Source organism: Sphingobium nicotianae (genome assembly GCF_018603885.1).
Taxonomy (GTDB): domain Bacteria; phylum Pseudomonadota; class Alphaproteobacteria; order Sphingomonadales; family Sphingomonadaceae; genus Sphingobium; species Sphingobium nicotianae.
Genome location: NZ_JAHGAW010000001.1, coordinates 387,097 through 409,226, shown reverse-complemented (window position 1 = coordinate 409,226; position 22,130 = coordinate 387,097). Strand labels below are relative to the sequence as shown.

Genomic DNA, 22,130 nt, shown 5'->3' with positions numbered 1-22,130 from the left:
TCGTTTTCGGCACGCGGCCCGAGGCGATCAAGATGTTTCCGGTCGTCCACGCCCTGCGCGCGACGCCGGGCATTGAGACCCGCGTCTGCGTCACCGCCCAGCATCGCGCCCTGCTCGATCAGGTGCTGGAGCTTGCCGGCATCGTGCCGGACATCGATCTCGACATCATGCAGCCCGACCAGACGCTGGACTCGCTCACCGCGCGGCTGATCGTTGCGCTCGGCGAAGCGTTCGACGCCGAGAAGCCGGATCGCGTCCTCGTCCATGGCGACACGCTGACCACGATGGTCGCGAGCCTTGCCGCCTACTACCGCAAGATTCCCGTCGGCCATGTCGAGGCCGGCCTGCGCAGCGGCGACATTCATCATCCCTGGCCGGAAGAGGTGAATCGCCGCGTCGTCGCCTGCATCGCCGACATGAACTTCGCGCCGACAGAGGCGGCCGCCGATGCCCTGCGCGCGGAAAATCGCGACGTGGCCGGCATCCACGTCACCGGCAACACGGTGATCGATGCTCTGCTCGCCACCCAGGCCCGCATCCGCGAGACGCCCGCGCTCGCCGCGGACATCGGCCCGATCACGTCCTGCTTCGCTGGCAAGCGGATCATCGCCGTCACCAGTCATCGCCGTGAGAATTTCGGCGACGGCATGTCCAATATCGCCGGCGCCATCCGCGACATCGCCCAGCGCGACGACGTCGCCGTCATCTTCCCGGTCCATCCCAACCCCAATGTCCGCAAGGTCATGGACGATGCGCTCGCCGGCCTCGCCAATGTCGCGATGATCGAGCCGCTCGATTATCCCAATTTCGTCGGCCTGCTCGACGCTTGCGAGATCGTGCTGACCGACAGCGGCGGCGTGCAGGAGGAGGCGCCCTCGCTCGGCAAGCCCGTGCTGGTCATGCGCGAGACGACCGAACGGCCCGAGGGCGTCGCCGCCGGCACCGCCAGGCTGGTCGGCACCGATCGCGCCCGCATCGTTGCTGAAATTTTCACGCTTCTGGACGATAAGACAGCATATGGCGCCATGGCGCGCGCCCATAATCCCTTCGGCGACGGCCAGGCGGCCGCCCGAATTGCAAGGATCATATCGGATGCCCATCGAGCATGACACCAAGGTTGCCGTCATCGGCCTCGGCTATATCGGCCTGCCGACCGCCGCGCTGATCGCCCGCTCGGGCATGTCGGTGCTGGGCGTCGACGTAACGCCGCATGTCGTCGACACGGTGAACAGCGGCAAGGTGCATATCGAGGAAGTCGATCTGGACGGCCTCGTCCAGGGCGTCGTGGCGCGCGGAACGCTGCGCGCCTCGCTCAGCGTCGAGCCGGCCGACGTGTTTGTCATCGCCGTGCCGACACCGGTCAGCGAGGATAACGCGCCGGACATCAGCTATGTCCTCGCCGCCGCCCGCACGATCGCGCCGGTGCTGGCCGCCGGCAATGTCGTCATCCTCGAAAGCACGTCGCCGGTCGGCACGACCGAGGCGATGCGCGACGAGTTGCAAAAGCTGCGCCCGGACCTCAAGATGCCCGGCCTGCCGGGGAATGGCGCCGACGTCTCCATTGCTTATTGTCCAGAGCGCGTGCTGCCCGGCCGCATTCTCATCGAGCTCGTCAACAACGACCGCTGCATCGGCGGCATCACCCCGCGCTGCGCCCGCAAGGCGTTGAGCTTCTATCGCAAGTTCGTGCGCGGCGAATGCATCACCACCACCGCGCGCGCCGCGGAAATGGTGAAGCTGGTCGAGAACAGCTATCGCGACGTCAACATCGCCTTCGCCAACGAGCTTTCGGTCATCGCCGACGGCATGGGCATCGACGTCTGGGAGGTCATCCGCCTCGCCAACCGTCATCCGCGCGTGAACATCCTCCAGCCCGGCCCGGGCGTGGGCGGCCATTGCATCGCGGTCGATCCCTGGTTCATCGTCCATGGCGACCCGAAGAATGCCCGCATCATCCGCACCGCGCGCGAGGTCAATCTCGCCAAGACCGACTATGTCGTCGAGCAGGCGAGCAAACTGATCGACGAGCATCCCGGCGCGCGGATCGCCTGCCTGGGGCTCGCCTTCAAACCCAATATCGACGATTTCCGCGAGTCACCCGCGCTCGAAGTCGCCCATCGCCTCGCCAAGCGCTATGGCCCGCGCATCAAGCTGGTCGAGCCTTATGCCCAGGGCGTGCCCGCCGAGTTCGTCGGAACCGGCGCATCGCTGATCGATATCGACGACGCCATCGAGGATTGCGCTGTGTTCATTGTGCTGGTCGACCATGATGTGTTCAAGTCGGTGCCCGTCGACGAGCGCGTCGACAAGGCCGTCTATGACACGCGCGGTATGTGGCCGGATCAGCCGGCCCCGGCCAGGGAGCCGGGACTGCGCAAGGTCGGCTGAGGTCTTAGAGCGGGTTGCCCGGCTCCGCCTCCAGCAGGCGGCGGCCGGTAACCAGCGTCTGGACGATGAAGATCAGCACGAACAGCGCGCCGACCCCGCCGACGAACATGTCGTAGCCGGAAATGCCCGGGATGGGCTCGTGCCGCGTCCCGCTGGCCATCATCGCCAGGGTGAGGCCGATGAGGACGAAGCGCAGTTCGGTCGGCCCGCCAATGCCGTAGGAAAGCTTGAACTCGCCCATCACCCGCGCGGCGAGATAGGAATGGATGGAGAGCAGCAGGTAGCCGGTGACGGTCAGCATCGCCACGTCGATCCGCACGAACGGGCTGCACCCCATGCCGCCCAGGATCAGCAACGTGACCAGCCCGTCGCAGCTATGATCGATGAAATAGCCGTAGGAGGGCCGTTCGATCCGCCGGAACCGCGCGAGGCTGCCGTCGAGCGAGTCGCCGAACCATTGCACCACATAGCCGACGATCGCCAGCCACAGCCAGGCAACGCTGAAGCCGCTTGCGGCATAGCCCACGAAGGTCATGATCGCGCCCAGCACGCCCGCAGCTGTCAGCAAATCGGGGGTTACCCAGCCCGGGAGGACGCTGCACAGCCAGTTCAGCAATCGTCGTTCCGGTACCGCGAGAAGGTTTTTCTGAACGCGCTGAATGGGTGCGGCGGCTGGAAAAGGTGGTTTAAGCATGGGCGCTTATCGACCGTCATGAAATCGTAATCAACAAGCTTTCATCGATCTGTCACAGAGTTTGGGACGGATGGTGCATCTGTGGCCGATATTGGAGCAGTTTTGGCGGACCGCCGGCGCAACAATGTCATTGACGCTTCCAACGCCCCCGCATAGCGCGCGGGCCATGACCGCGAAACCAGCGCCGTCCAAGGAAGTGGCGCGCCTGCGCCTCTATATCCTGAGCATCCTCATCGACATCATGGTGCTGGGGCTCGGATTCGCGCTGGCTAACATCCTTGTGTTGCATTCGCTGACCGGCGAGCCGGGCAAGCCCCATGGCCTGGTCATGTTCGCCATGATCGCGCCGGTTTACACGCTGATCGCCGTGAATGGCGGTGTCTATGGCATCCGCATGATCGGCAATCGCCGGGCAAGTGCGGCCAAGGCGATCTGGAGCCTGGCGCAGGCAGCCATGCTCATGCTGATCATCGTCTATCTGGGCAAGGTCGCCGAGCAGCTCTCGCGTCTCACCTTTCTCGTCGGTTTGCTGATTTCGGCGGCGAGCCTCTACATCGCGCGCCTGCTCATCGAGCGGATCGGCATCGCGCTACTGGGCGAGGTGCCGCATATCACTGTGCTGCTGGTCGATGGGGTCGATATCGAGACGCCACGCGAGGCTTGGCGGATCGATGCCGCTGCCATCGGCGTCGATCCCGCGCAGCGCGATGCCGGCATGGCCGAGCGGCTCGCCCACGGTGTGGGCGGCGCCGAACGTGTCGTGGTCGCTTGCCCGCCCGATAGGATCGAGGCTTGGCGAATCGCGCTGACGGCACTGTCGGCCAAGGGCGAGATCCTCGTGCCCGAGCTTCGCCGTTTCGCGCCCGCCAAGGTCAGCGCGTTCGACGATCATCCCACCATCGTGGTGGCCGGCGGTCCGCTCCTGTTCCGTGACCGCATCGTCAAGCGCCTGCTCGACCTGGCGATCGGCGTGCCGGCCGTGCTGGTGCTGTCACCCGTGCTTGTCGCCGCGGCGATCGCGGTGAAGCTCTCCGGTCCTGGCCCGGTCTTCTTCCGCCAGCAGCGGATCGGCAAGGATGGGCGACCGTTCATGATCTTCAAGTTCCGCACAATGCATACTGCGCTGACCGACTCTGCAGCCGACAAGCTCACGGAGAAGGACGATCCCCGCGTCAGCCGCGTTGGCGCCTTCCTGCGCAGGACCAGCATCGACGAGCTGCCCCAGCTCCTCAACGTGCTCAAGGGCGACATGAGCATCGTCGGCCCGCGCCCGCACGCACCCGCCGCCAAAGCCGCTGACAGCCTCTATTGGGAAGTCGACGAGCGCTATTGGGCACGGCATTGCATCAAGCCCGGCATGACCGGCCTCGCGCAGGTGCGCGGCCATCGCGGCCCGACCGACCGACATGAGGATCTGATCAACCGGCTGCAGTCCGATCTGGAATATGTGACCAACTGGTCGATCTGGCGCGACCTGCGCATCATCGTCGCGACGCTGGGGGTGCTGGCGCATGACAATGCGTTTTGAGGAGGCCTGCTCGTTTCTGCGGCTGCAACAGAAAGAACGGGTGAGATGATCCAACTTCTGCTCGTCGCGCTGATTTTGCTGAGCGCTGTCCTCCTCCTGTGGCCGTTCCTCTTCTATCCGCTGATTCTGCGAATGATTCCCGAACGCCCGGTGATGCGGCAGACCGAGACCTCACCCCCTCCGGCCTCATTGCTTTTCTGCGCTTATAACGAGGCGGCTTCGCTGCCCGCCAAGATCGGAAACCTGCGCACCTTGAAGGCCCGATACCACGCGCTCGAGATCCTCGCGTTCGACGACGGGTCGAGCGACGGAACAGGCGACCTGCTCGTGCAGGCAAGTGACGCCGTGACGCTCGTCCGCGGCCCTGGTCGCAGCGGGAAGGCGCATGGTATGAAACAGCTGGCGGCCCGGGCCAGCGCCGACATCCTCATCTTCACCGACGCCAATGTCCTGCTCGATGAGGATGCGATCGATCGGCTCCTGTCTTACTATGCCGATCCGGCCGTCGGCGGGGTGCTCGGCTCGCTCCGCTATGGTGGCACGGACAGTAGTGCGTCCGCATCGGTCGGCGCGCTGTATTGGCGCATGGAGGAAAGCCTCAAGGACCTGGAATCGCGCTGCGGGAATGTGATGGGCGCGGACGGCTCGATCTTCTCGATCCGGCGCGCGCTCTATCCGGATTTTCCTGACAGCGTGCTCGACGATCTTACTGTCTCCATGTCGGTCGTCTTCGCCGGCAAGCGGCTGATCAAGGCGAAGGACGTGATCGCCCGCGAGATGATGGTGGCGCGGCGGGAGGACGAATATCGCCGCAAGGTGCGTATCGCGGCGCGCAGCTGGCACACGCATAGCTATCTGCGCCCGCAACTGCGCCGCATGAGAGCGCTCGACCGGTTCAAATATGCTTCGCGCAAGATCGTGCGCTGGTTCGGCGCGGCCTGGATGGCGATCGGGGGAAGCGCGGGATTCGCGCTCACCTGGACGATCAATCCCATCGCCGCTATCGCCCTCGGTGCGGCCGCGATCATTCTGCTGATGCTTGGTCTGATGGCGCGGCGTGGGCCGATCGCGGCGATCATCGATATGGGACTGGCTTATGTCGCGACGCTGAAAGGCATCCTCCTTGCCATGCGGGGGCAGACCTTCACCATCTGGGTGCCGGCCAAATCGCGCGACGGAAATTGACCAACTGTTACTTCCGCAATCGTGCGGGCGCGCTATAGGCTGGCATGATGATCACCTCGCAGCGCATTCTCAAGGCCGCTGGCAAGCATTTTTCGCGCAGCATGCTCGCCGCGCGCGCGGCGCTGGGCGCGCACAAGGATTGGCATTGTCCTGCCTGCCGGCATGACGTTGCCGGTTTCTTCCGCTATGGTGCGGAGCGTGAGTGGGGCTGCATCCGGTGCGGCGCTTCGCCCCGCGAACGGCTAATGCATGCGCTGCTCGACGCTGGTCTGATCACGATCCCCGATGGCGCGGCAATCCTCCACTGCGCGCCGAACGAGGGCAGTCTGGTCCAACGTTTCTATGCTGGCGCGGGCGACTATGTTCCGGCCGATATCGATCCTGACCGATACGGTGTTCCCGGCATGCAGCAGCTTGATCTCATGAGCATGTCGGACGAGGCACGGTTCGATCGGGTCTATGCGAGCCATGTCATGGAGCATGTGCCGGACGATGCGGTGGTGCTGCGCAATGTCCTGCGCGCGCTAAAGCCGGGCGGCGAGGCGTGGCTGTTGGTGCCGTTGTGGGAGAAACCGAGCGAGGACGGCCCGCGCGACCTTTCCGGGCGTGAGCGGGAGCGGCGCTTTGGCCAATGGGATCATGTCCGCCAATATGGCCGCGACTTTGCCGAGCGGATCCGCGCGGCAGGCTTCGAGATCGAAATTATCGACGCGGCCGCGCTGCCAGCCGATCAGGTGCGTCGCATGGCGCTTGCCGACACCCTGTTCCGGGCCCGTCGCCCGGCATGAGCGCAAGCGGCGGTCTGGTCGCGCTCGCCGGACGGCTGGAGCGCGTTCCCGGCCTGCTCGGTCTCGCCAAGCTTGGCAATGTTGCTCTTGCGATGCTCTGGGGCTTCGTTGTTACATTCGTGTTCGTGCGCCTGCTGCCGATCGGCGAGTTCCGGACCTTTCTGCTGCTCATCGCCTTTGCCAATTTCACGGTCTCTGCCGAGCTTGGCCTGACCTCGATCGCCTATAGCCGCCTACGTCGCGACCGGATTGCGGGCGAGGGGAGTTTCCGCAGCGAGGAGATCGTGGCGTTGTTCTGGCTGATGGCCGGCATCATCGCGCTCGGGGCGTGCCTGATCGGCGCGGCCATCCTGGCGCGGCTGATCCCGACGGCGCATCCGGCGCTCTTCATCGCTTTCTACGGCGTCAGTGCCGTCAATCTGTTGGCCATCCTCGCGCGCCGGGCCCTCGCAGCGCTCGATCATAATCTCTGGTGGGAAGGGCTCGATTTCGTGCGCCGCTTCACCGGCATCGCGCTGCTCTTCGCTTCGCTTGCCGGGCTGCCGATCCTGGAATCCGTCGTGCTGCAGCTCGCACTTGCGCTTTGCTTGCTGGTCGTGGGACTGGCTATCGTCCACCGCTCGCTTGCGATGACACCAGCGCAGTGGCTTGCTGCGGGGCGGGGCGCCGCGCACGTCCGCGCGCACTATCTTGCGGATTTTGGTCGGACTGGGGCACTGACCTTGTTCGACGTGGCTGCCTATAATGCACCTTATTTCACCATCGCTGCGGCGACACACGACGCCCGGCCGCTCCTCCTGTTCGATTTTGCCTTCAAGACGTCGCGAGCCCTTTCGGCCGTCATCCGCGCCCTGATCGAAACGACACTACCGGGGCTGACGCGGGATTATTTCGCCGGCGACATCGCCGCCTTTCGCGCCGGACTGGTGCGCTGCCTGCGCTGGATGCTGCTCGTGGCCGCGGCATCGGCTGCGGGAATTGTACTTGTCGGCCGGCCGCTGTCACACGTCATATTCGCCGGAAACATCACGATACAATGGATTGAGCTGGTGATGATTTCGGTGCTTCTGGTTGGTCTCAGCGTGATCTGTGTCTCGGTCTATCTGCAGAATGGCCTCGGCCGGTTCGGTGCTCTCGTCGGACCATCCTTCGCCTTTCTGATCGGCAGCCTGCTCAGCGCGCCGCTGGCAGCGGCCTTACAGGAGCATTGGGGCTGGAGTCTCTCCATGACCTTCATAGCGCTCTACGCCGTGGTCCATCTCGTCCTGGCGCTCGTCCATGGCCGGATGCTGGCCCGCCTTGGCGGGGAAGCGACGTCATGAAAGTGGCGATGATCGACCCCTCACTGTTCACTGCGCGCTATGACGACGGCCTGTGCGAGGCGATTGCTGCCCGGGGCCATGATGTCACTTTGCTTGGCCGTCCGATGCGCTCGACCGATGCGATCGTGCCGAAGCGCTATCGGTACGAGGCGCGCTTTTTCTCCATCGGCGAGCGCTTGCGCCCGCTGCTTGGCGAAGGAAAGATCGGTCAAGCTGCCAAGGCTCTGGATTATGCGATCGACGTTCGCGTTGGCTCGCTCAAAGCCCTTGCGGGCGATATCGCGCACTTCCAGTGGCTGCCGTTCGCGCCAGCCGATGCCCGCCTGCTGCGTCGCCTGCGGGATCGCGTGGCGCTGGTCCACACTGTCCACAATGCGCAGCCCTTTCACGGAGACAGCAATGCACAGGGTCGCGGCTATGGCGCACTTCTGACGCAGTTCGACACGCTGATCGTCCATGGGGAACAGACTCGTGACGCTCTGCTGGCACAGGGGCTGGAGGAAGAGCGCATCCACATCGTGCAGCACCCGCCGATGCGCCTGCGCGAGGCGGCGGCGGAGGACGTCGCGGCCGTTCCCAAGCCCAATTGCCCGCGGATTCTCTTCTTCGGCACGATCCGGCCCTACAAGGGGCTCGACCTGCTGGTGCAGGCATGCCTCACGCTCTGGCGCGAGGGCCTCGACTTCGAGCTGGCGATCTCCGGAAAGCCCTTCATGCCCGTCGAGGCCTTCCTCGGAGCCATTCAGGGGGGCGGTCTGGGCGATCGTCTGATCACCGATCTGGGTTTTCTGACCGAGCATCGGCTCGATGCGCATCTGCGTGCGGCAGACATTCTCGCATTTCCTTATCGGGCGATCGATTCGAGCGGTGCCTTCCTCTCAGCGCTGCGCTATGGCGCGGCCATGGTGACCAGCGACGCGGGCATGTTCGGGGAAATTCCGCAGGATGTGGCGTCGCGATTCCCGGCCGGCGATGCCCAGGCCTTGACCGAGAAACTTCGCTCGCTGCTCTTGGATGAAGGTTTGCGCGAGGCACGGGGGAGGGCTGCGCTTGCCTATGGCGCCGCAATGGATGGATGGGACAGGGCAGCGGAGCAGACCGAGCATGCCTATCTCGACGCGATAGCCCGATTCGAGGCGCGGATATGAGTTTGGCGCGCTATCGCCGCGAATTGCGCGATCGTTGGCTGGCCGTTCGTCTTGGTCTGGCTGGTCGCCAGCATCAATACGGCGAGATCGTCGCGTTGCGGCGTTTCATCGCCCATTTCGCGATCGATTGCGTGATCGATGTTGGCGCCAACGCTGGGCAATATGCGACGATGCTCCGGCGCGATGTGAAGTTTGGGGGGACGATCCTTTCCTTCGAGCCCAATCCTGTCGTGTGCGCCGCGCTCGAAAGGGCGGCCGGCAAGGACAGCAACTGGCATGTCTATAACATCGCCCTGTCCGACCGCGACGGCGAGGCCGAGTTCAACATCATGGCAGCGGACCAGTTCAGTTCGCTAAATCGCCCCGACCAGGGGCTGGAGGCGATCTTCGCCGAACGCAATCGGGTGACGGAGACCGTGCGCGTCCCCTGCGCGCGGCTCGACAGTCTGCTGCCTGACCTGATGCCGGCGCGGGATGCCCGCGCCTTCCTCCTCAAGATGGACACGCAGGGCCATGATGCGCAGGTCTGCTCGGGCGCCAGCGCGGTGCTCCGCCACATGACTGGCGTGCAGACCGAACTAGCGGTCCGGCCCCTCTACGCAGGTGCGACCGATTATCGCACGATGATCGCGCTGTTGGCCGAGGCTGGCTTCGTACCCAATGCCATCTTCGCCAACAACAAGGGCCATTTTCCGCTGCTGGTCGAGCTGGACGGCCTTTTCGTCCGCGCGGAGCTGACTCTGGGCGGCAATGTTCCCATCGTCTGATCGGGCTGGCGGCCTGTCACGCGCGCTGCCGATCGCCCTTTCGCTCGGGGCAGCGCTGATACTTGCGCTCTCCCTGGGCGCATGGCTGTGGCACATTCGGGATGTTAGGATTCGCGGTCTCGCCGAATATTTCTTCGCGCGGCAGGACATGTGGGTGCTGGATATGCAGGCCTTGGCGCTTGCCGGCCTCGCGCTCTGGGCTCTGGCGCTGCGGCGGCCGGACGGGAGTCCGCACGCTCGGGCTGGCGGGAACTGGCCAATCGCGGCTGGCATCGCCATCGCAATGCTCGTCGCATGGCTGGGCCGAAATCTCGTCTTCCACGGCTACAGCCCATCGCGCGATGAAGTCATGGTCGAGCTCGCCGGCGCCTATCTTGCAGACGGCCACATCGGCTGGTCGATTCCGGCGGAGTGGATTCCATATCGGCGTGCGCTGATGCCGGAATTTTACAGCCCATACGGTGCGGATACGCACTGGACAGCTATCTACCTCCCAGTTCACGCGGCCATTCGTGCTCTGTTTGGCTGGCTCGGTAGCGCCGATCTCGCCGCGCCGGTCACGCTGGCCGCCGGGCTGGCTGCTCTCTGGCATGTCGCGCGCAAGCTGATGCCGGATCGGCGGGACGCGGTGATGATCGTCATGATCATGGCGCTGACGTCTGCCCAGCTCGTCACGACGGCGATGACGCCTTATGCGATGACCAGCCATTTCGCCTTCAACATGGTCTGGCTGGCGCTGGTTCTGCGCGGGGACAGGCTGGGGCACGGTATGGCGGCGATCGTCGCGCTGCTGGCGGCGGGACTGCATCAATGGCATTTTCCGCTATTGTTTATCGGCCCCTTCATCCTGTGGATGGCGGCGAACCGGCGCTGGGGGGGGGCCGCCTTCCATGCGCTGGTGATGGTGGCGATGATGATCATCTGGGCGCGGCTCTGGCCGATGGCGCTCACCGAACTGGTCGGCGCAGCCCCCCCCAGCGATGCGCATCGTACCAACGGGATATTCGACAAGCTGCAAAGCCTATTCGGGCGGCTGGAGAAGTGGCAGCCGCTGCTCAACAATGCACGGCTGGTCGGCTGGAACAACCTGATGCTGCTGCCGCTGGCGGGGCTGTCGATGTTCGCGGTGCGCTGGCGCGGGTTGCTTCGCGAGGTGCCGATCGCCGTGCCGCTGCTGCTCGGCGTGCTGATCGGGATGGGGCTGGCGCTCTACCAGGGCTATGGCTGGGGCTTTCGCTACATGCATGGCCAGATGGGGGCGCTGTGCCTGCTGGCGGGTCTGGGCTGGCGCGCCGTGGTGCCGGAGGGCGGCAGGCAGATGCGCCTGGTTGCCGCGGCTGCCATCTTCTCGCTGCTCTCAGGCCTGTGGCTCGTTCAGGACAGCGAGGGCTATGTGCGCGGCTATGCGCGGACCATGGCGGCGATCCGGGCTGCCGATGCCGATGTCGTGCTCGTCGACATCAGGGGCGGCTACTACATGACCGATCTCGTCCGGTTCGACGAGGGTCGGCTGGCGCGTCCGGCGGTGATCGCCTTGCAGATGCTCAGCGAGGCGCAGATCGACCGGCTATGTGCCACCAAGCGCGTGGCGATCATGGACCGGAGCCAGTTCTGGCCCTTGGGCGTCCATCCCGTCGTGCCGCGTTTTGCGGGCAGCGAGTATATCCAACAGCGCCGCGACCATATGGCGGCGATCGGCTGCGGCCGGCCGGTGATTGCCACACCGGCCGGCGCGCATGATTGATCAATTCTTGTTGAAGCCGGCAACGATCTCGAGATCGACCTGGTCGCTGACCATCGGAATGCCATAGCCCACGCCGAAGTCGCTGCGTTTGATCGATCCGGTCGCCGTGAAGCCGAGGCCTTCCTTGCCGCCCATCATGGCCGGCATTTTGCCCGCGCCATAGAATTTGGCTTGGAGCGTGACCGGCTTGGTGACGCCGTTCAAGGTCAGGTTGCCGTCGATCGTCGCGCTGGTACCGTTGGCAGTCACCTTGGTCGAGACGAACTTGGCGTCAGCCGGAGCAGCGCCGAAGAAGTCGGCGGGCTTGCCCTCGGCAGCCGGCTTGAGCAGATGTGCCGTAAGGCCCGAACTGGCGGTGGTCACCTTCGACACCGGGATCGTTACGTCGACCTTCGCAGCCGAGAGATTCTTGGGATCGAGCGTAAGCGAGCCGGTCACGCTACCGAACAAGCCGAAATAAGGCGTGAAGCCGAGGTGGTCGACCTGCCACTTCACCAGCGTATGGCCGGGATCGACAGTGTAGCTGCCGGCGGTCACGACGGACGGATCCGGCTTGCCCGGTGCACCGCCACCGGGCTGGGCGATCAGGGCACCGGCGAGGCCGGTCACGAGCAGGGCGGGGAGGGCGGCGTGAATGAGGCGCATGTCTGGGTCTCCTGTTCGACTCTGCCGGTCTTGGGGGCGGCGGCGGCAACCATAGCGTGCGGGTTGATTCTGTCATCAGCCTTCGTGAAACGGCGCGAATAAGATCAAGGGCGCGCGATTTTCGGTCGAAGTTCACGAAAGTCACGGGGTAAACATTTTTATTCATTTGCCCGGTTCGTCGCGGGAGACGGTGACGATATCGCGAACAGATCAGGCTCATGGCCGACCGTGGCATGAATCCGGGGCTGTAGGACAGGTTAAATCAGGCTGTCGAAAAGCCGCAGATAGGCCCCGGCGGCTGGGCCGATGCGATGCGCGCCAATGCCCGCCTCGATCTGCGCGACCGATGGGGCGGGGCGTCGCGCCTGTTCGATCACCGCAGCAGCCAGCGTGTCCGGTGAGCGGTCCATGGCGACCGTACCCAGCGCCGGATGATTCCCGGCAAGCGCCGTAAGCCAGGGCGAGCAATCGGTTGCGACAAAGGGCAGCCCCGTGACCAACGCCTCGCCGATGACCGCTGGCACGCCCTCGAAACGCGAGGACATGAGCAGCATGTCGGCGGCGCGATAGTAAGGGGCCGGATCAGCGACATAACCGGCAAGCGTCACATGATCGCCAAGAGCATCGCGGGCGATCTGCTCCTGCAGGCCGGCCAGCATGGGGCCACCTCCCAGGACCAGGAGGCTTGCATCATGGCCCTGCGCGCGGAGCGCCTTGAGGGTCGAGACCGCAAGCCGGGGATCCTTCTGGGGTTCAAGCCGCCCCACCGTAAGCAGGCGCATCCCACTCCCGGACGCGGCGGACCGGGCGGCGATGACTGCCTCGTCGTCGAGAAAGGGATCGTCGATCACCGCGACCCGGTCCGCCGTGACATAGCGAACAACATCGGTTTCGAGCGAAGGCGCCATCGCGATGATGCGATCAATGCCATTCGTCCCCTGGCGGACCAACGCGCGGGCGACGGCCGGTGGGATCCAATCGCTCGACCAGACCGGATTGCTGGCTTTGGCGACGATCGCCGAGCGGGGCAGGGCAGCGCGCAAGGCGCGCCCCAGCATGAAATGGAAATTGCCGGGAATGAAGACGGCATCGGGATCGATCGCGCGTGCGGCGAGCGCCATCGGGCGGCCGAGGCGGAGCCGCGAGAGCGCCGAGCGCGGGCGCTCGGGCGAGAGAATGTGGACCTCGACGCCTTCGGGGACGCGGGCTCGCAACGGGCCGTCGCCGGCACCGGCGAGAATCGAGACGCGTCGCCCCGCCGCGAGCCACAGCCGCGCGAGGCGAAAAGCGATCAACTCGGTGCCGCCGGCCGAGAAATCATGGATGGGGATGAGGATGTGGTTGGCGGGCACGGTCGGACCCGTCCTGACATTGGGGGCTGGTGTTGCGCAAGCGAAAGTCACCGTGCGAGGGCGGGCAATTCTCAACGCATCTCTATGAGTCGCCGAGGGTTGAGCGGGCTTCCGCGATTCGGAAGCTGACGCATCTATTCCTCCCCAAGCTTGTCTTGGGGAGGGGGACCGCGAAGCGGTGGAGGGGCCGCCGAAGGCGGAAGGCCGGTCCATTTCCCCTCCACCACCCTTCGGGTGGTCCCCCTCCCCGAGACAAGCTCGGGGAGGAACTAAATGTCCGAAAAGTCGTCGTGTCCGGACGGGCCGCTTTAGGGAAGCGCCCGGCGAATAGCGGCCGTTCGAATTCGTCCACGATGCCCCCTGGGCTCCTGTGTCTTCGCAGCTTTTATTGGCGGGTGTGCATCTTACATTTGCGCAATGCCCTTGCTTCCCCAATTCGGACCTTTACCGGAAACCCATATCGTGCCCGATCTGCTCGCGCCGGGGCTCAGGCTTGTGTTCTGCGGCACCGCGCTTGGGCGCAAATCGGCGGAGGCGCGGGCTTATTATGCCAATCCGACCAATCTCTTCTGGCGAACCCTGCATGAGGTGGGCCTGACTCCGGACCGGTTTGCGCCGGGCGACTATGCCCGGCTGCTCGATCACCGCATTGGCCTCACCGATCTCGCCAAGGGCCATTTCGGCAATGATGCGGAACTGCCCGGCGATGCCTTCGACATTCCGGCCTTGCGCGAGAAGATCCTGCTGCATCGTCCGGATCTTCTCGCTTTTACCAGCAAGGCGGGGGCGAGCGCATTGCTGGGCCGGCCGACCGGGCGGATTGCGCTGGGCGAACAGAGCGAGCGGATTGGCGGGACGCGGCTGTTCGTGCTGCCGTCGCCGTCCGGATCGGGGCGGCGCTATTGGGACAGGCGGGTTTGGGAGGAATTGGCGGTGATGGTGCGGGGCAGGTAAATTCCTCCCCGGCACGGGGAGGGGGACCGGCGAAGCCGGTGGAGGGGGCCACGCTGCGCTGCGCTGAGCCCCCTCCGTCAGTCCTTCGGACTGCCGCCTCCCCATGCCGGGGAGGAGTTTCAGGTCAGTTCTTGTCCTGATCCACCAGCTTGTTGGCGCCGATCCAGGGCATCATGGCGCGCAGCTGGGCGCCGGTCTGCTCGATCGGATGGGCTGCGGCGGCCTTGCGGGCGGCCTTCAGCTCGGGCTGGCCGGCGCGGTTGTCGAGGACGAAGTTCTTGACGAAGCGGCCCGCCTGGATGTCGGCGAGGACGCGCTTCATCTCCGCCTTGGTCTCGCTGGTGATGATGCGCGGGCCAGTGGTGATGTCGCCATATTCGGCGGTATTGGAGATCGAGTAGCGCATGTTGGCGATGCCGCCTTCATACATGAGGTCGACGATCAGCTTCACTTCGTGCAGGCACTCGAAATAAGCCATTTCCGGGGCATAGCCCGCCTCGGTCAGCGTCTCGAAGCCAGCCTGGATCAGATGGGTGAGGCCACCGCACAGCACGGCCTGCTCGCCGAACAGATCGGTCTCGCACTCTTCCTTGAAGTTGGTCTCGATGATGCCCGAGCGGCCGCCGCCGACGCCCGAGGCGTAGGAGAGGGCAATGTCATGGGCATTGCCGGTCGCGTCCTGATGGACGGCGATGAGACAGGGGACGCCGCCGCCGCGCTGATATTCGCTGCGCACCGTGTGGCCCGGGCCCTTGGGCGCGATCATGATGATGTCGATATCCGCCGGCGCCTCGATCAAGCCGAAATGAATGTTGAGGCCATGCGCGAAGGCGAGCGCGGCGCCGGGGCGCAGATTGCCCTTGATGTCATTCTCCCAGATCGCCGCCTGATGCTCGTCGGGCGCAAGGATCATGAGCACGTCGGCCCATTTCGCCGCATCGGCATTGGCCATCACCTTGAAGCCGGCGCCTTCGGCCTTCTTGGCCGAGGCCGAACCGGGACGCAGCGCGATCGCGACCTCGGCAACGCCGCTGTCGCGCAGGTTCTGCGCATGGGCATGGCCCTGGCTGCCATAGCCGAGGATGGCGACCTTCTTGCCCTTGATGAGGCCGATATCGGCATCGCGATCGTAGTAAACACGCATTTCCCTAAACCCTTCTTTTAAGCGTCATCCCAGCGCTAGCTGGGATCTTGTGCGGGATGAGACCCCAGCGTTCGCTGGGGTGACGGTGAACAAATTTCAGGCGGCGACACCGCGCAGCATGCCGACCACGCCGGTGCGACCGATTTCGACCAGTCCCAGCTCGCGCATCAGGCTGACGAATGTATCGATCTTGCTGGTTGGCCCGGTGATCTCGAACACGAAGCTTTCCAGCGTCGTATCGACCACCTTGGCGCGAAAAACATCGGCGAGGCGAAGCGCCTCGATACGGCTGTCACCCTTGCCGGAGACCTTGACCAGCGCCAGTTCGCGCTCGACGAACGGGCCGGTGTCGGTGAGGTCCGTCACCTGGTGCACCGGGACGAGCCGGTCGAGCTGGGCAATGATCTGGTCGATCACGCGCGGCGGGCCATTGGTCACGATGGTGATGCGGCTGATCCTGTGATCGGGGCTGACGTCCGCGACGGTCAGACTCTCGATATTGTAGCCGCGCGCCGAAAACATGCCCGCGATGCGCGCGAGGATGCCGGCCTCGTTGTCGACCGTGACCGAGAGCACGTGGCGCTCGCTGTCTTCCAGGCGGATATGCATCAAATCAGGTCCTGCTCGTCTTAAAGTTCGTCGAAATCTTGGTCATCGTCTTGTTCGTTTTCCTCGGGCGGCGAGGGCGCTTGCGACAGCATGCCGGCCATGGCGAAGTGCCAGCCATCGGGCGTGCGATGCGCGATGCGGACCGGGAAGCCCAGGATGCTGTCGAAGACGCGGGAAAGATGCTCGCCGACATAACGGGGTGCGACCAGCACCACATCATAATCGGCTTCGTTGAAGCGAAACCAGCCCTCCAGCTCGATCATCCATTCGTCCGCTTCTTCGTTTTGGCAGTCAGCGCTCGTGCCGAACAGATCGGCACTCTCGTTCCACCGCTCGAAATCGAACGGCTCGCTGACATGGACGCGGAAGCGAACGGGTTTGCTCATGTCATTACACCAATGCCTTTGCCTCATCGTCCATCGTGCCGGATACCTGGCTCGGATCAAGCAGCATGTCGGTATGCGCCGCGCCCGAGGGGATCATCGGGAAGCAGTTGGAGAGCTTGGTGACGCGGCAATCCACGACGACAGGCCCCTTATGTGCGATCATCTCCTGAATGCCGGGGGCAAGCTCCTGAATTCCCTCGATTCGGATTCCCTTGCAGCCATAGGCCTCGGCGAGCTTCACGAAGTCTGGCAGGCTGTCCGAATAGCTGTGCGAGTAGCGGCTCTCATAGGTCAGTTCCTGCCACTGGCGGACCATGCCCATATATTCATTGTTGAGGATGAAGATCTTCACCGGCAGGTCATATTGAATGACCGTTCCCAGCTCCTGGATGTTCATCTGGATCGAGGCGTCGCCGGCAATGTCGATGACAAGGGCGTCGGGATTGCCGAGCTGCGCGCCGATCGCGGCGGGGAAGCCATAGCCCATCGTGCCGAGGCCGCCCGAGGTCAGCCACTTGTTGGGGCCATCGAAGTGGAAATGCTGGGCCGCCCACATCTGGTGCTGGCCGACTTCCGTCGTGATGATCGTGTCGCGTCCGCGGGTCGCCTTGAACAGCTCCGCAATGGCGCGCTGCGGCATGATCTCGGTGCCGGGTTCGGCATAATCGAGGCTCTTCTTCGCGCGCCAATGCTCGATCTGGGCCCACCAGTCGGCATAGCCAGTGCGTTTGAAGCCGTGCGTCTTCAGCCGGGCGATGATCGCCTCGATGGCGCGGCCGACGTCGGCGACGACGGGGACGTCGACCGGAATGATCTTGTTGATCGAGCTGCGATCGATGTCGACATGCACCTTCTTGCTGTGCGGCGCGAAGGCATCGAGTCGACCGGTCACGCGATCGTCGAACCGGGCGCCGAGGCACAGGATCAGGTCGGCGCGGTTCATCGCCCAGTTCGCCTCATAAGTGCCGTGCATGCCCAGCATGCCCAGCCATTGCGGCGAGGAGGCGGGGAAGGCGCCGAGGCCCATCAAGGTGGACGTGACCGGAGCGCCCGTCATGTCGGCGAGCGTGCGCAGGGCTTCGCTGGCAGCGGGACCGCTGTTGATGATGCCGCCGCCGGTGTAGAAGATCGGCCGCTCGGCCTTGAGAATGAGGTCAACGGTCGCTTCGATGGCGTCGGCGTCCGGCTCGACCTGAGGGCGATAGCTCGGGTGCGCGTTCAGCACGGGCTTCTCATAAGGCGCGGTCGCGACCTGCACATCCTTGGGAATGTCGATGACCACCGGGCCGGGGCGACCCGAGGTGGCGATGTGGAACGCCTCGTGAACCACGCGGGCAAGCTCGGCCGGATCCTTCACCAGATAGTTATGCTTGGTGCAGTGCCGCGTCAGGCCGACCGTATCGGCCTCCTGGAAAGCGTCCGTGCCGATCAGATGCGTCGCGACCTGGCCGGTGATGACCACGATCGGGATCGAATCCATCAGCGCATCAGTGATGCCGGTGATCGCATTCGTTGCGCCGGGGCCGGAGGTGACGAGCACGACGCCCGGCTTGCCGGTCGAGCGGGCATAGCCCTCGGCAGCGTGCGCGGCCGCCTGCTCGTGGCGCACGAGGATGTGGTTGATCGTCGGGTGCTCGTAGATCATGTCGTAGATCGGCAGCACCGCGCCGCCCGGATAGCCGAAGACGGTATCGACGCCGAGGTCGATCAGGCACTGGACCAATATGTCGGCGCCGCTTTTCTCGGCCACTTTACGCTCCCTGAATTGTCGTGCGCGCCATGGTCCAAAGCCGCGGCGCTGGCAAGGCCGGCGCCACTATGTGTTATTAAATGACATGTCAATATGAAATGTCGTACTAATATTACAATTATTAGGCAAAAATTCGTCATTTCATGCTTGGTTCGGTCAGGGGTGATGCTGCCGCTCGCGCCCGGCTTGGCGCAATCGTCGCATCCGACGCATGACTTGGAGGCATGAAAACGCCGCCGGCCTTGCGGCCGACGGCGCCGTTTTGTGTGCTGCAGGCAGCAGGCAGGTCAGGCGAAGCTGATGTTCACCCGGCGCCGGCGGCGCAAGGTACCGCCGACCATTGCAAGGCCGCCGATCATCATCGCCCACGTGGCCGGTTCCGGCACCTGCGGCGTGAAGGTGAACTGGATCATGCGATCCACACCGTCACTGGGGTGCTGAACGTTGACGTACGCAATGTAGGGATTGTTGATGTCGAAGTAGAGGCCCGTCGGTTCCGCTCCAGGCGACGCCAGGCTGGCGAAGCGAGCAATGGTTGCCGCGACGCCCGGATTGCCGCTCCAAGTGGTCTTCCAGATGTCACCCGGTTCGTTGTCCTCGACGATCCACATGTCACCGAACTGGTCGAACGCGATGTTGTCAGGATTGGCGAATATGTTCGACGACGCATCCACGGGCAGACCAGTCGCCTGATCGATCGTGACATAGTCATCGACGAACGAACGCACCTGCGGCGCATTGGGATTGGAGAGGTCGATCGAATAGACGTGATGCCGGCCCGGGCTGGTGCCGTTGTCGGCCGTGGTCGCCGCGACAACGAGATATTCCTTACCATCGCGAATGACCAGATGCATGTCTTCCGGGCGGCGATAGTTGGTGGCGCTGACCTGGTCGGCGGCCTGCCGCGCATTGACGGTCGGGTCAGTGATGCCCGGGATCGGCGTACCGTCGGGATTGTTCAGCGCCACCCATTCGGCGACCCCTTCGCGCTGTTCGGTGTTGCCCGAATTGATGCGGAGCGCGAAGATCTGACCTTTGCCGGCGAGCGGGCTGGTGCTGGGATCGTTGGGATCATAATCGGCAGCCGAGTTGCTGGGGACGAACTTGTAGATGCCGCCATTATTGTCTTCGTCCTGGTAATAGGCGTTCCCCTGCGCGTCCCAGGCAAGGCCTTCCCACGAGGTGCGGCCAATGTTCGGACGATCGATCGCGACGATGGAACCGGGTGCTGCGAGCGGATTCGTGATTTCGATGAGGCGACCGTTGCTGACTTCCTCACCGATCACGATCGTGCCCCAGGGCGTCCAGCGCACCGGGTCGAGCGACCGGTAGCTCGTGCCATTCAGGCTGCCTTCGAGCAGTTGCACCGGCGTATCGGTGACGCGGTCGTAGCGGACGAGACCGCCACCGGTCGATTCGTTGACCGTGAAGAGGTAACGACCGGCGTTGGGGCCCGTCTCGTTCTGCACGATCATGTCGAAGTTGGAGTTGCCGTTGCGATTGGCACCGGCGCGCCACAGGCCGTTCTCCTGGTTGGTGAACAGCGTCTGCTGGGTCCAGCCGCTGGGCAGCAGGAACGGCTGGTCCGCCGAAAGCGAGCCGACCGTAGCGCTGGACGGAAGCGGCGTGAAATCGATGGTAGCCTGCGCGCTGGTCGCCGAAAGGCCAGACAGCACGACACAGCCGGCGCAAAGCGCCAGAGTGCGAAGATTTTTCATGATGATCCCCAGTTTAGGTCTGAACGAGAGTTAGCTCATGCCCCGGACTCCCATCCGAAGCCCCGTTCCTATGCCGTCCAAAAATGATGTTTTTACGACTTTATTAACAAAATTTAATTTTTCGCGGCATTGACCTGCGCAACGGAGGCGAATCAGCCGATCCAGGGCGACTTCCCAACGTCATGGGATCGCCGGCAAATCGGCCAGACCCGCGAGCGCATCCGGTTCGGTCTTGATCCAGTGGCGCTGGCGATTGCGCCCCCAGGTGATCTGCCGCTTCTGATAGGCGCGGGTGGCGGCAAGAATGGCAGCCTGCGCCTCTTGGAGGGTAAGGCGGCCGGCAATCACATCGCGCAGCTCGGGCACACCGATCGCACGCAGAACGGGACGATCGACCGGGAGATCGCGCGCAAGCAGGGCGCCAACCTCTTCCAGTGCCCCGCCTGCGAGCATCTGGGTAAGGCGTTGCGCAGCGCGCTCGGCCAGCACATCGCGCGGAAGCATGATCACCGCGGCACGGATCGGCATGAGGCCGGCAATGCCCCCTTCACGGCGCGCCTGCCATTGCGCAATGGGCGTACCGGTTGAGCGGATAACTTCGAGCGCCCGGGCCACGCGGGACGTGTCGCTCGGGCGCAGGCGCGCCGCGGCTTCGGGATCTTCCGTGGCGAGCAGGGCATGAGTCTGCGCCACCGGAAGTGCGCGGACGGCCTCACGAATGGCGGGATCTATCTCCGGAACCGGTGCGATGCCTTGGAGCAGCGTATCGAGATAGAGGCCCGTGCCGCCGACGAGAATGGCGGGCTTGCCCTGTTTGTGCGCGGCGTCGATTTCGATGCGCGCTTCGGCGGCCCAGCGGGCGGCGCTATAATCCTCCGCACCGTCAACATGGCCGAAAAGCCGATGCGGTGCCCGGGCGAGCTCTTCCCGCGGCGGCCGGGCGGTGATGACGGCAAGATCGGCATAGACCTGGCTCGCGTCCGCATTGATGATGACGCCGCCGTGGCGTTCCGCCAGGCGTAGGGCGACTGCGCTCTTGCCGCCGGCGGTCGGCCCGGCAATAAGCGCGACGGTCGGCCGCTCGGGGTCGCGCTTTTCAGGATCGGACATGGCAGTCGGTAGAGACATGATCGCGACCTTAGTCGCCCATGACGGACTTGGGCAGGGGGACGTGAGCGCGGCGCGTGATGCGCTAGCGGTTGCCGGGCTCGATGTGGGTGCGTCGGCCTGGATCGAGGCGGGGGAGGCCGTGGACCTGCCCTTCTCGGGCAATCGCGGCGCGGCGCGGGCGGCGCTGGAGGCGCTGGACCTGCAGGCCGACATTTTCGTGATCGCGCGCGCGAACCGGGATTGCCGGCTGTTCGTGGCCGACATGGACTCGACGATGATCACCGTCGAGTGCATCGACGAGCTGGCCGATTATGCCGGGCTCAAGGCGCAGATCGCGGAGGTGACCGAGCGGGCGATGCGCGGCGAGCTGGACTTTGCCGAGGCGCTGAGCGGGCGCGTGGCGCTGCTCGCGGGGCTGGCCGAGGACGTCATCGAGCAATGCCGCACCGAGCGCGTGAGGCTGATGGGCGGCGCCAAGGCGCTGGTGCAGACGCTGAACGCGCGTGGCGCACACACCATTCTTGTCTCGGGTGGCTTCATGCCTTTTGCCGTGCCGGTCGGGCAGGAGATCGGCTTCCAGATCCAGATCGCCAATGTGCTGCACATTGCGGGCGGCAAGCTCGCGGGCACGGTCGCGGAGCCGATCGTGGATGCGGCCCGCAAGCGGGCGGAACTGCTCGGCGCGATCGCGGCGCTGGGCATCGCGCCGGCTCAGGCGATCGCGATCGGCGATGGCGCCAATGACATCCCGATGATTCAGGCGGCCGGACTGGGCATCGCCTATCATGCCAAGCCCAAGACCCGCGCTGCCGCCGATGTGGCGATCGAACGAGGGGATCTCAGCACCTTGCTGCATGCGCTCGGCATTGCGCGGAAGGACTGGGCGGAAGCTTAAATC

Annotated in this window: 19 protein-coding genes and 2 pseudogenes; 11 read left to right on the top strand and 10 right to left on the bottom strand. The window is 64.6% G+C overall.

Annotated elements, in window-relative coordinates; translation table 11 throughout:
• Window positions 1–32: 32 nt before the first annotated feature.
• Together wecB and wecC are read left to right on the top strand one after the other, a co-directional pair.
• Window positions 33–1,109 (top strand): non-hydrolyzing UDP-N-acetylglucosamine 2-epimerase, encoded by a 1,077-nt coding sequence (gene wecB, locus KK488_RS02055; RefSeq protein WP_250890018.1) that lies wholly within the window; start codon window positions 33–35, stop codon window positions 1,107–1,109.
• A complete protein-coding gene (gene wecC / locus KK488_RS02050) occupies window positions 1,093–2,388 on the top strand; it encodes a UDP-N-acetyl-D-mannosamine dehydrogenase (RefSeq protein ID WP_214621448.1) in 1,296 nt (431 codons plus the stop codon). The genes wecB and wecC overlap by 17 nt, the downstream gene beginning before the upstream one ends.
• Window positions 2,389–2,392: 4 nt before the next feature.
• Here the strand turns inward: wecC and KK488_RS02045 are convergent, their stop codons facing one another.
• On the bottom strand, window positions 2,393–3,082 hold the full coding sequence (locus KK488_RS02045) for a CDP-alcohol phosphatidyltransferase family protein (protein ID WP_214621447.1): 690 nt from the start codon (window positions 3,080–3,082) through the stop codon (window positions 2,393–2,395).
• Between the two features lie 166 nt (window positions 3,083–3,248).
• On the opposite strand from KK488_RS02045, the gene KK488_RS02040 reads away from it, so the two are divergent.
• From KK488_RS02040 to KK488_RS02010, 7 genes are read left to right on the top strand one after another with little or no spacing between them, the layout of a single operon-like run.
• Window positions 3,249–4,610, top strand: a complete 1,362-nt coding sequence (locus KK488_RS02040) for an exopolysaccharide biosynthesis polyprenyl glycosylphosphotransferase (RefSeq protein ID WP_214621446.1) — start codon at window positions 3,249–3,251, stop codon at window positions 4,608–4,610.
• Between the two features lie 45 nt (window positions 4,611–4,655).
• The gene (locus KK488_RS02035; protein WP_214621445.1) at window positions 4,656–5,795 is read left to right on the top strand and encodes a glycosyltransferase; all 1,140 of its coding nucleotides are present in this window, start codon (window positions 4,656–4,658) and stop codon (window positions 5,793–5,795) included.
• Between the two features lie 47 nt (window positions 5,796–5,842).
• Entirely contained in the window at window positions 5,843–6,583 is a 741-nt protein-coding gene (locus KK488_RS02030) for a methyltransferase domain-containing protein (RefSeq protein ID WP_214621444.1), read from the top strand.
• Window positions 6,580–7,905: an MATE family efflux transporter gene (locus KK488_RS02025; RefSeq protein WP_214621443.1), complete on the top strand. Its 1,326-nt coding sequence runs from the start codon at window positions 6,580–6,582 to the stop codon at window positions 7,903–7,905. The genes KK488_RS02030 and KK488_RS02025 overlap by 4 nt, the downstream gene beginning before the upstream one ends.
• A complete protein-coding gene (locus KK488_RS02020) occupies window positions 7,902–9,053 on the top strand; it encodes a glycosyltransferase family 4 protein (protein ID WP_214621442.1) in 1,152 nt (383 codons plus the stop codon). The genes KK488_RS02025 and KK488_RS02020 overlap by 4 nt, the downstream gene beginning before the upstream one ends.
• A 2-nt stretch (window positions 9,054–9,055) precedes the next feature.
• Window positions 9,056–9,820: an FkbM family methyltransferase gene (locus KK488_RS02015; RefSeq protein WP_214621623.1), complete on the top strand. Its 765-nt coding sequence runs from the start codon at window positions 9,056–9,058 to the stop codon at window positions 9,818–9,820.
• Window positions 9,804–11,564: an MFS transporter gene (locus KK488_RS02010; RefSeq protein ID WP_214621441.1), complete on the top strand. Its 1,761-nt coding sequence runs from the start codon at window positions 9,804–9,806 to the stop codon at window positions 11,562–11,564. Before KK488_RS02015 ends, KK488_RS02010 begins: the two co-directional genes overlap by 17 nt.
• On the opposite strand, the gene KK488_RS02005 is transcribed toward KK488_RS02010, so the two are convergent.
• Window positions 11,565–12,209: a YceI family protein gene (locus KK488_RS02005; RefSeq protein WP_214621440.1), complete on the bottom strand. Its 645-nt coding sequence runs from the start codon at window positions 12,207–12,209 to the stop codon at window positions 11,565–11,567.
• Window positions 12,210–12,466: 257 nt separating this feature from the next.
• On the bottom strand, window positions 12,467–13,561 hold the full coding sequence (locus tag KK488_RS02000) for a glycosyltransferase (protein WP_214621439.1): 1,095 nt from the start codon (window positions 13,559–13,561) through the stop codon (window positions 12,467–12,469).
• Window positions 13,562–14,023: 462 nt separating this feature from the next.
• Here KK488_RS02000 and KK488_RS01995 point away from each other — a divergent pair, with 462 nt between their 5' ends.
• A complete protein-coding gene (locus tag KK488_RS01995) occupies window positions 14,024–14,515 on the top strand; it encodes a mismatch-specific DNA-glycosylase (protein WP_214621438.1) in 492 nt (163 codons plus the stop codon).
• Between the two features lie 124 nt (window positions 14,516–14,639).
• On the opposite strand, the gene ilvC is transcribed toward KK488_RS01995, so the two are convergent.
• The 7 genes and pseudogenes from ilvC to miaA form a co-directional block, all read right to left on the bottom strand.
• Entirely contained in the window at window positions 14,640–15,659 is a 1,020-nt protein-coding gene (ilvC, locus tag KK488_RS01990) for a ketol-acid reductoisomerase (RefSeq protein ID WP_214621437.1), read from the bottom strand.
• A gap of 96 nt (window positions 15,660–15,755) precedes the next feature.
• Complete coding sequence (ilvN, locus tag KK488_RS01985; RefSeq protein WP_214621436.1) at window positions 15,756–16,268, bottom strand: acetolactate synthase small subunit; 513 nt, start codon at window positions 16,266–16,268, stop codon at window positions 15,756–15,758.
• Between the two features lie 20 nt (window positions 16,269–16,288).
• Window positions 16,289–16,654, bottom strand: a complete 366-nt coding sequence (locus tag KK488_RS01980; protein WP_214621435.1) for an LSm family protein — start codon at window positions 16,652–16,654, stop codon at window positions 16,289–16,291.
• Between the two features lie 4 nt (window positions 16,655–16,658).
• Window positions 16,659–18,404, bottom strand: a complete 1,746-nt coding sequence (locus tag KK488_RS01975) for an acetolactate synthase 3 large subunit (protein ID WP_214621434.1) — start codon at window positions 18,402–18,404, stop codon at window positions 16,659–16,661.
• A gap of 287 nt (window positions 18,405–18,691) precedes the next feature.
• Window positions 18,692–18,790, bottom strand: a pseudogene (locus KK488_RS21760) (PEPxxWA-CTERM sorting domain-containing protein); the annotation flags it as partial.
• A 57-nt stretch (window positions 18,791–18,847) separates the two neighbouring features.
• Window positions 18,848–19,879 (bottom strand): annotated as a pseudogene (locus tag KK488_RS21210) (alkaline phosphatase PhoX); the annotation flags it as partial.
• 423 nt (window positions 19,880–20,302) lie between these two features.
• Window positions 20,303–21,232: a tRNA (adenosine(37)-N6)-dimethylallyltransferase MiaA gene (gene miaA / locus KK488_RS01965; RefSeq protein WP_214621433.1), complete on the bottom strand. Its 930-nt coding sequence runs from the start codon at window positions 21,230–21,232 to the stop codon at window positions 20,303–20,305.
• Between miaA and serB the strand changes: the two genes are divergently transcribed.
• Window positions 21,231–22,127: a phosphoserine phosphatase SerB gene (gene serB / locus KK488_RS01960; RefSeq protein WP_214621432.1), complete on the top strand. Its 897-nt coding sequence runs from the start codon at window positions 21,231–21,233 to the stop codon at window positions 22,125–22,127. The two genes, miaA and serB, sit on opposite strands and share 2 nt — an antisense overlap.
• Window positions 22,128–22,130: the final 3 nt, after the last annotated feature.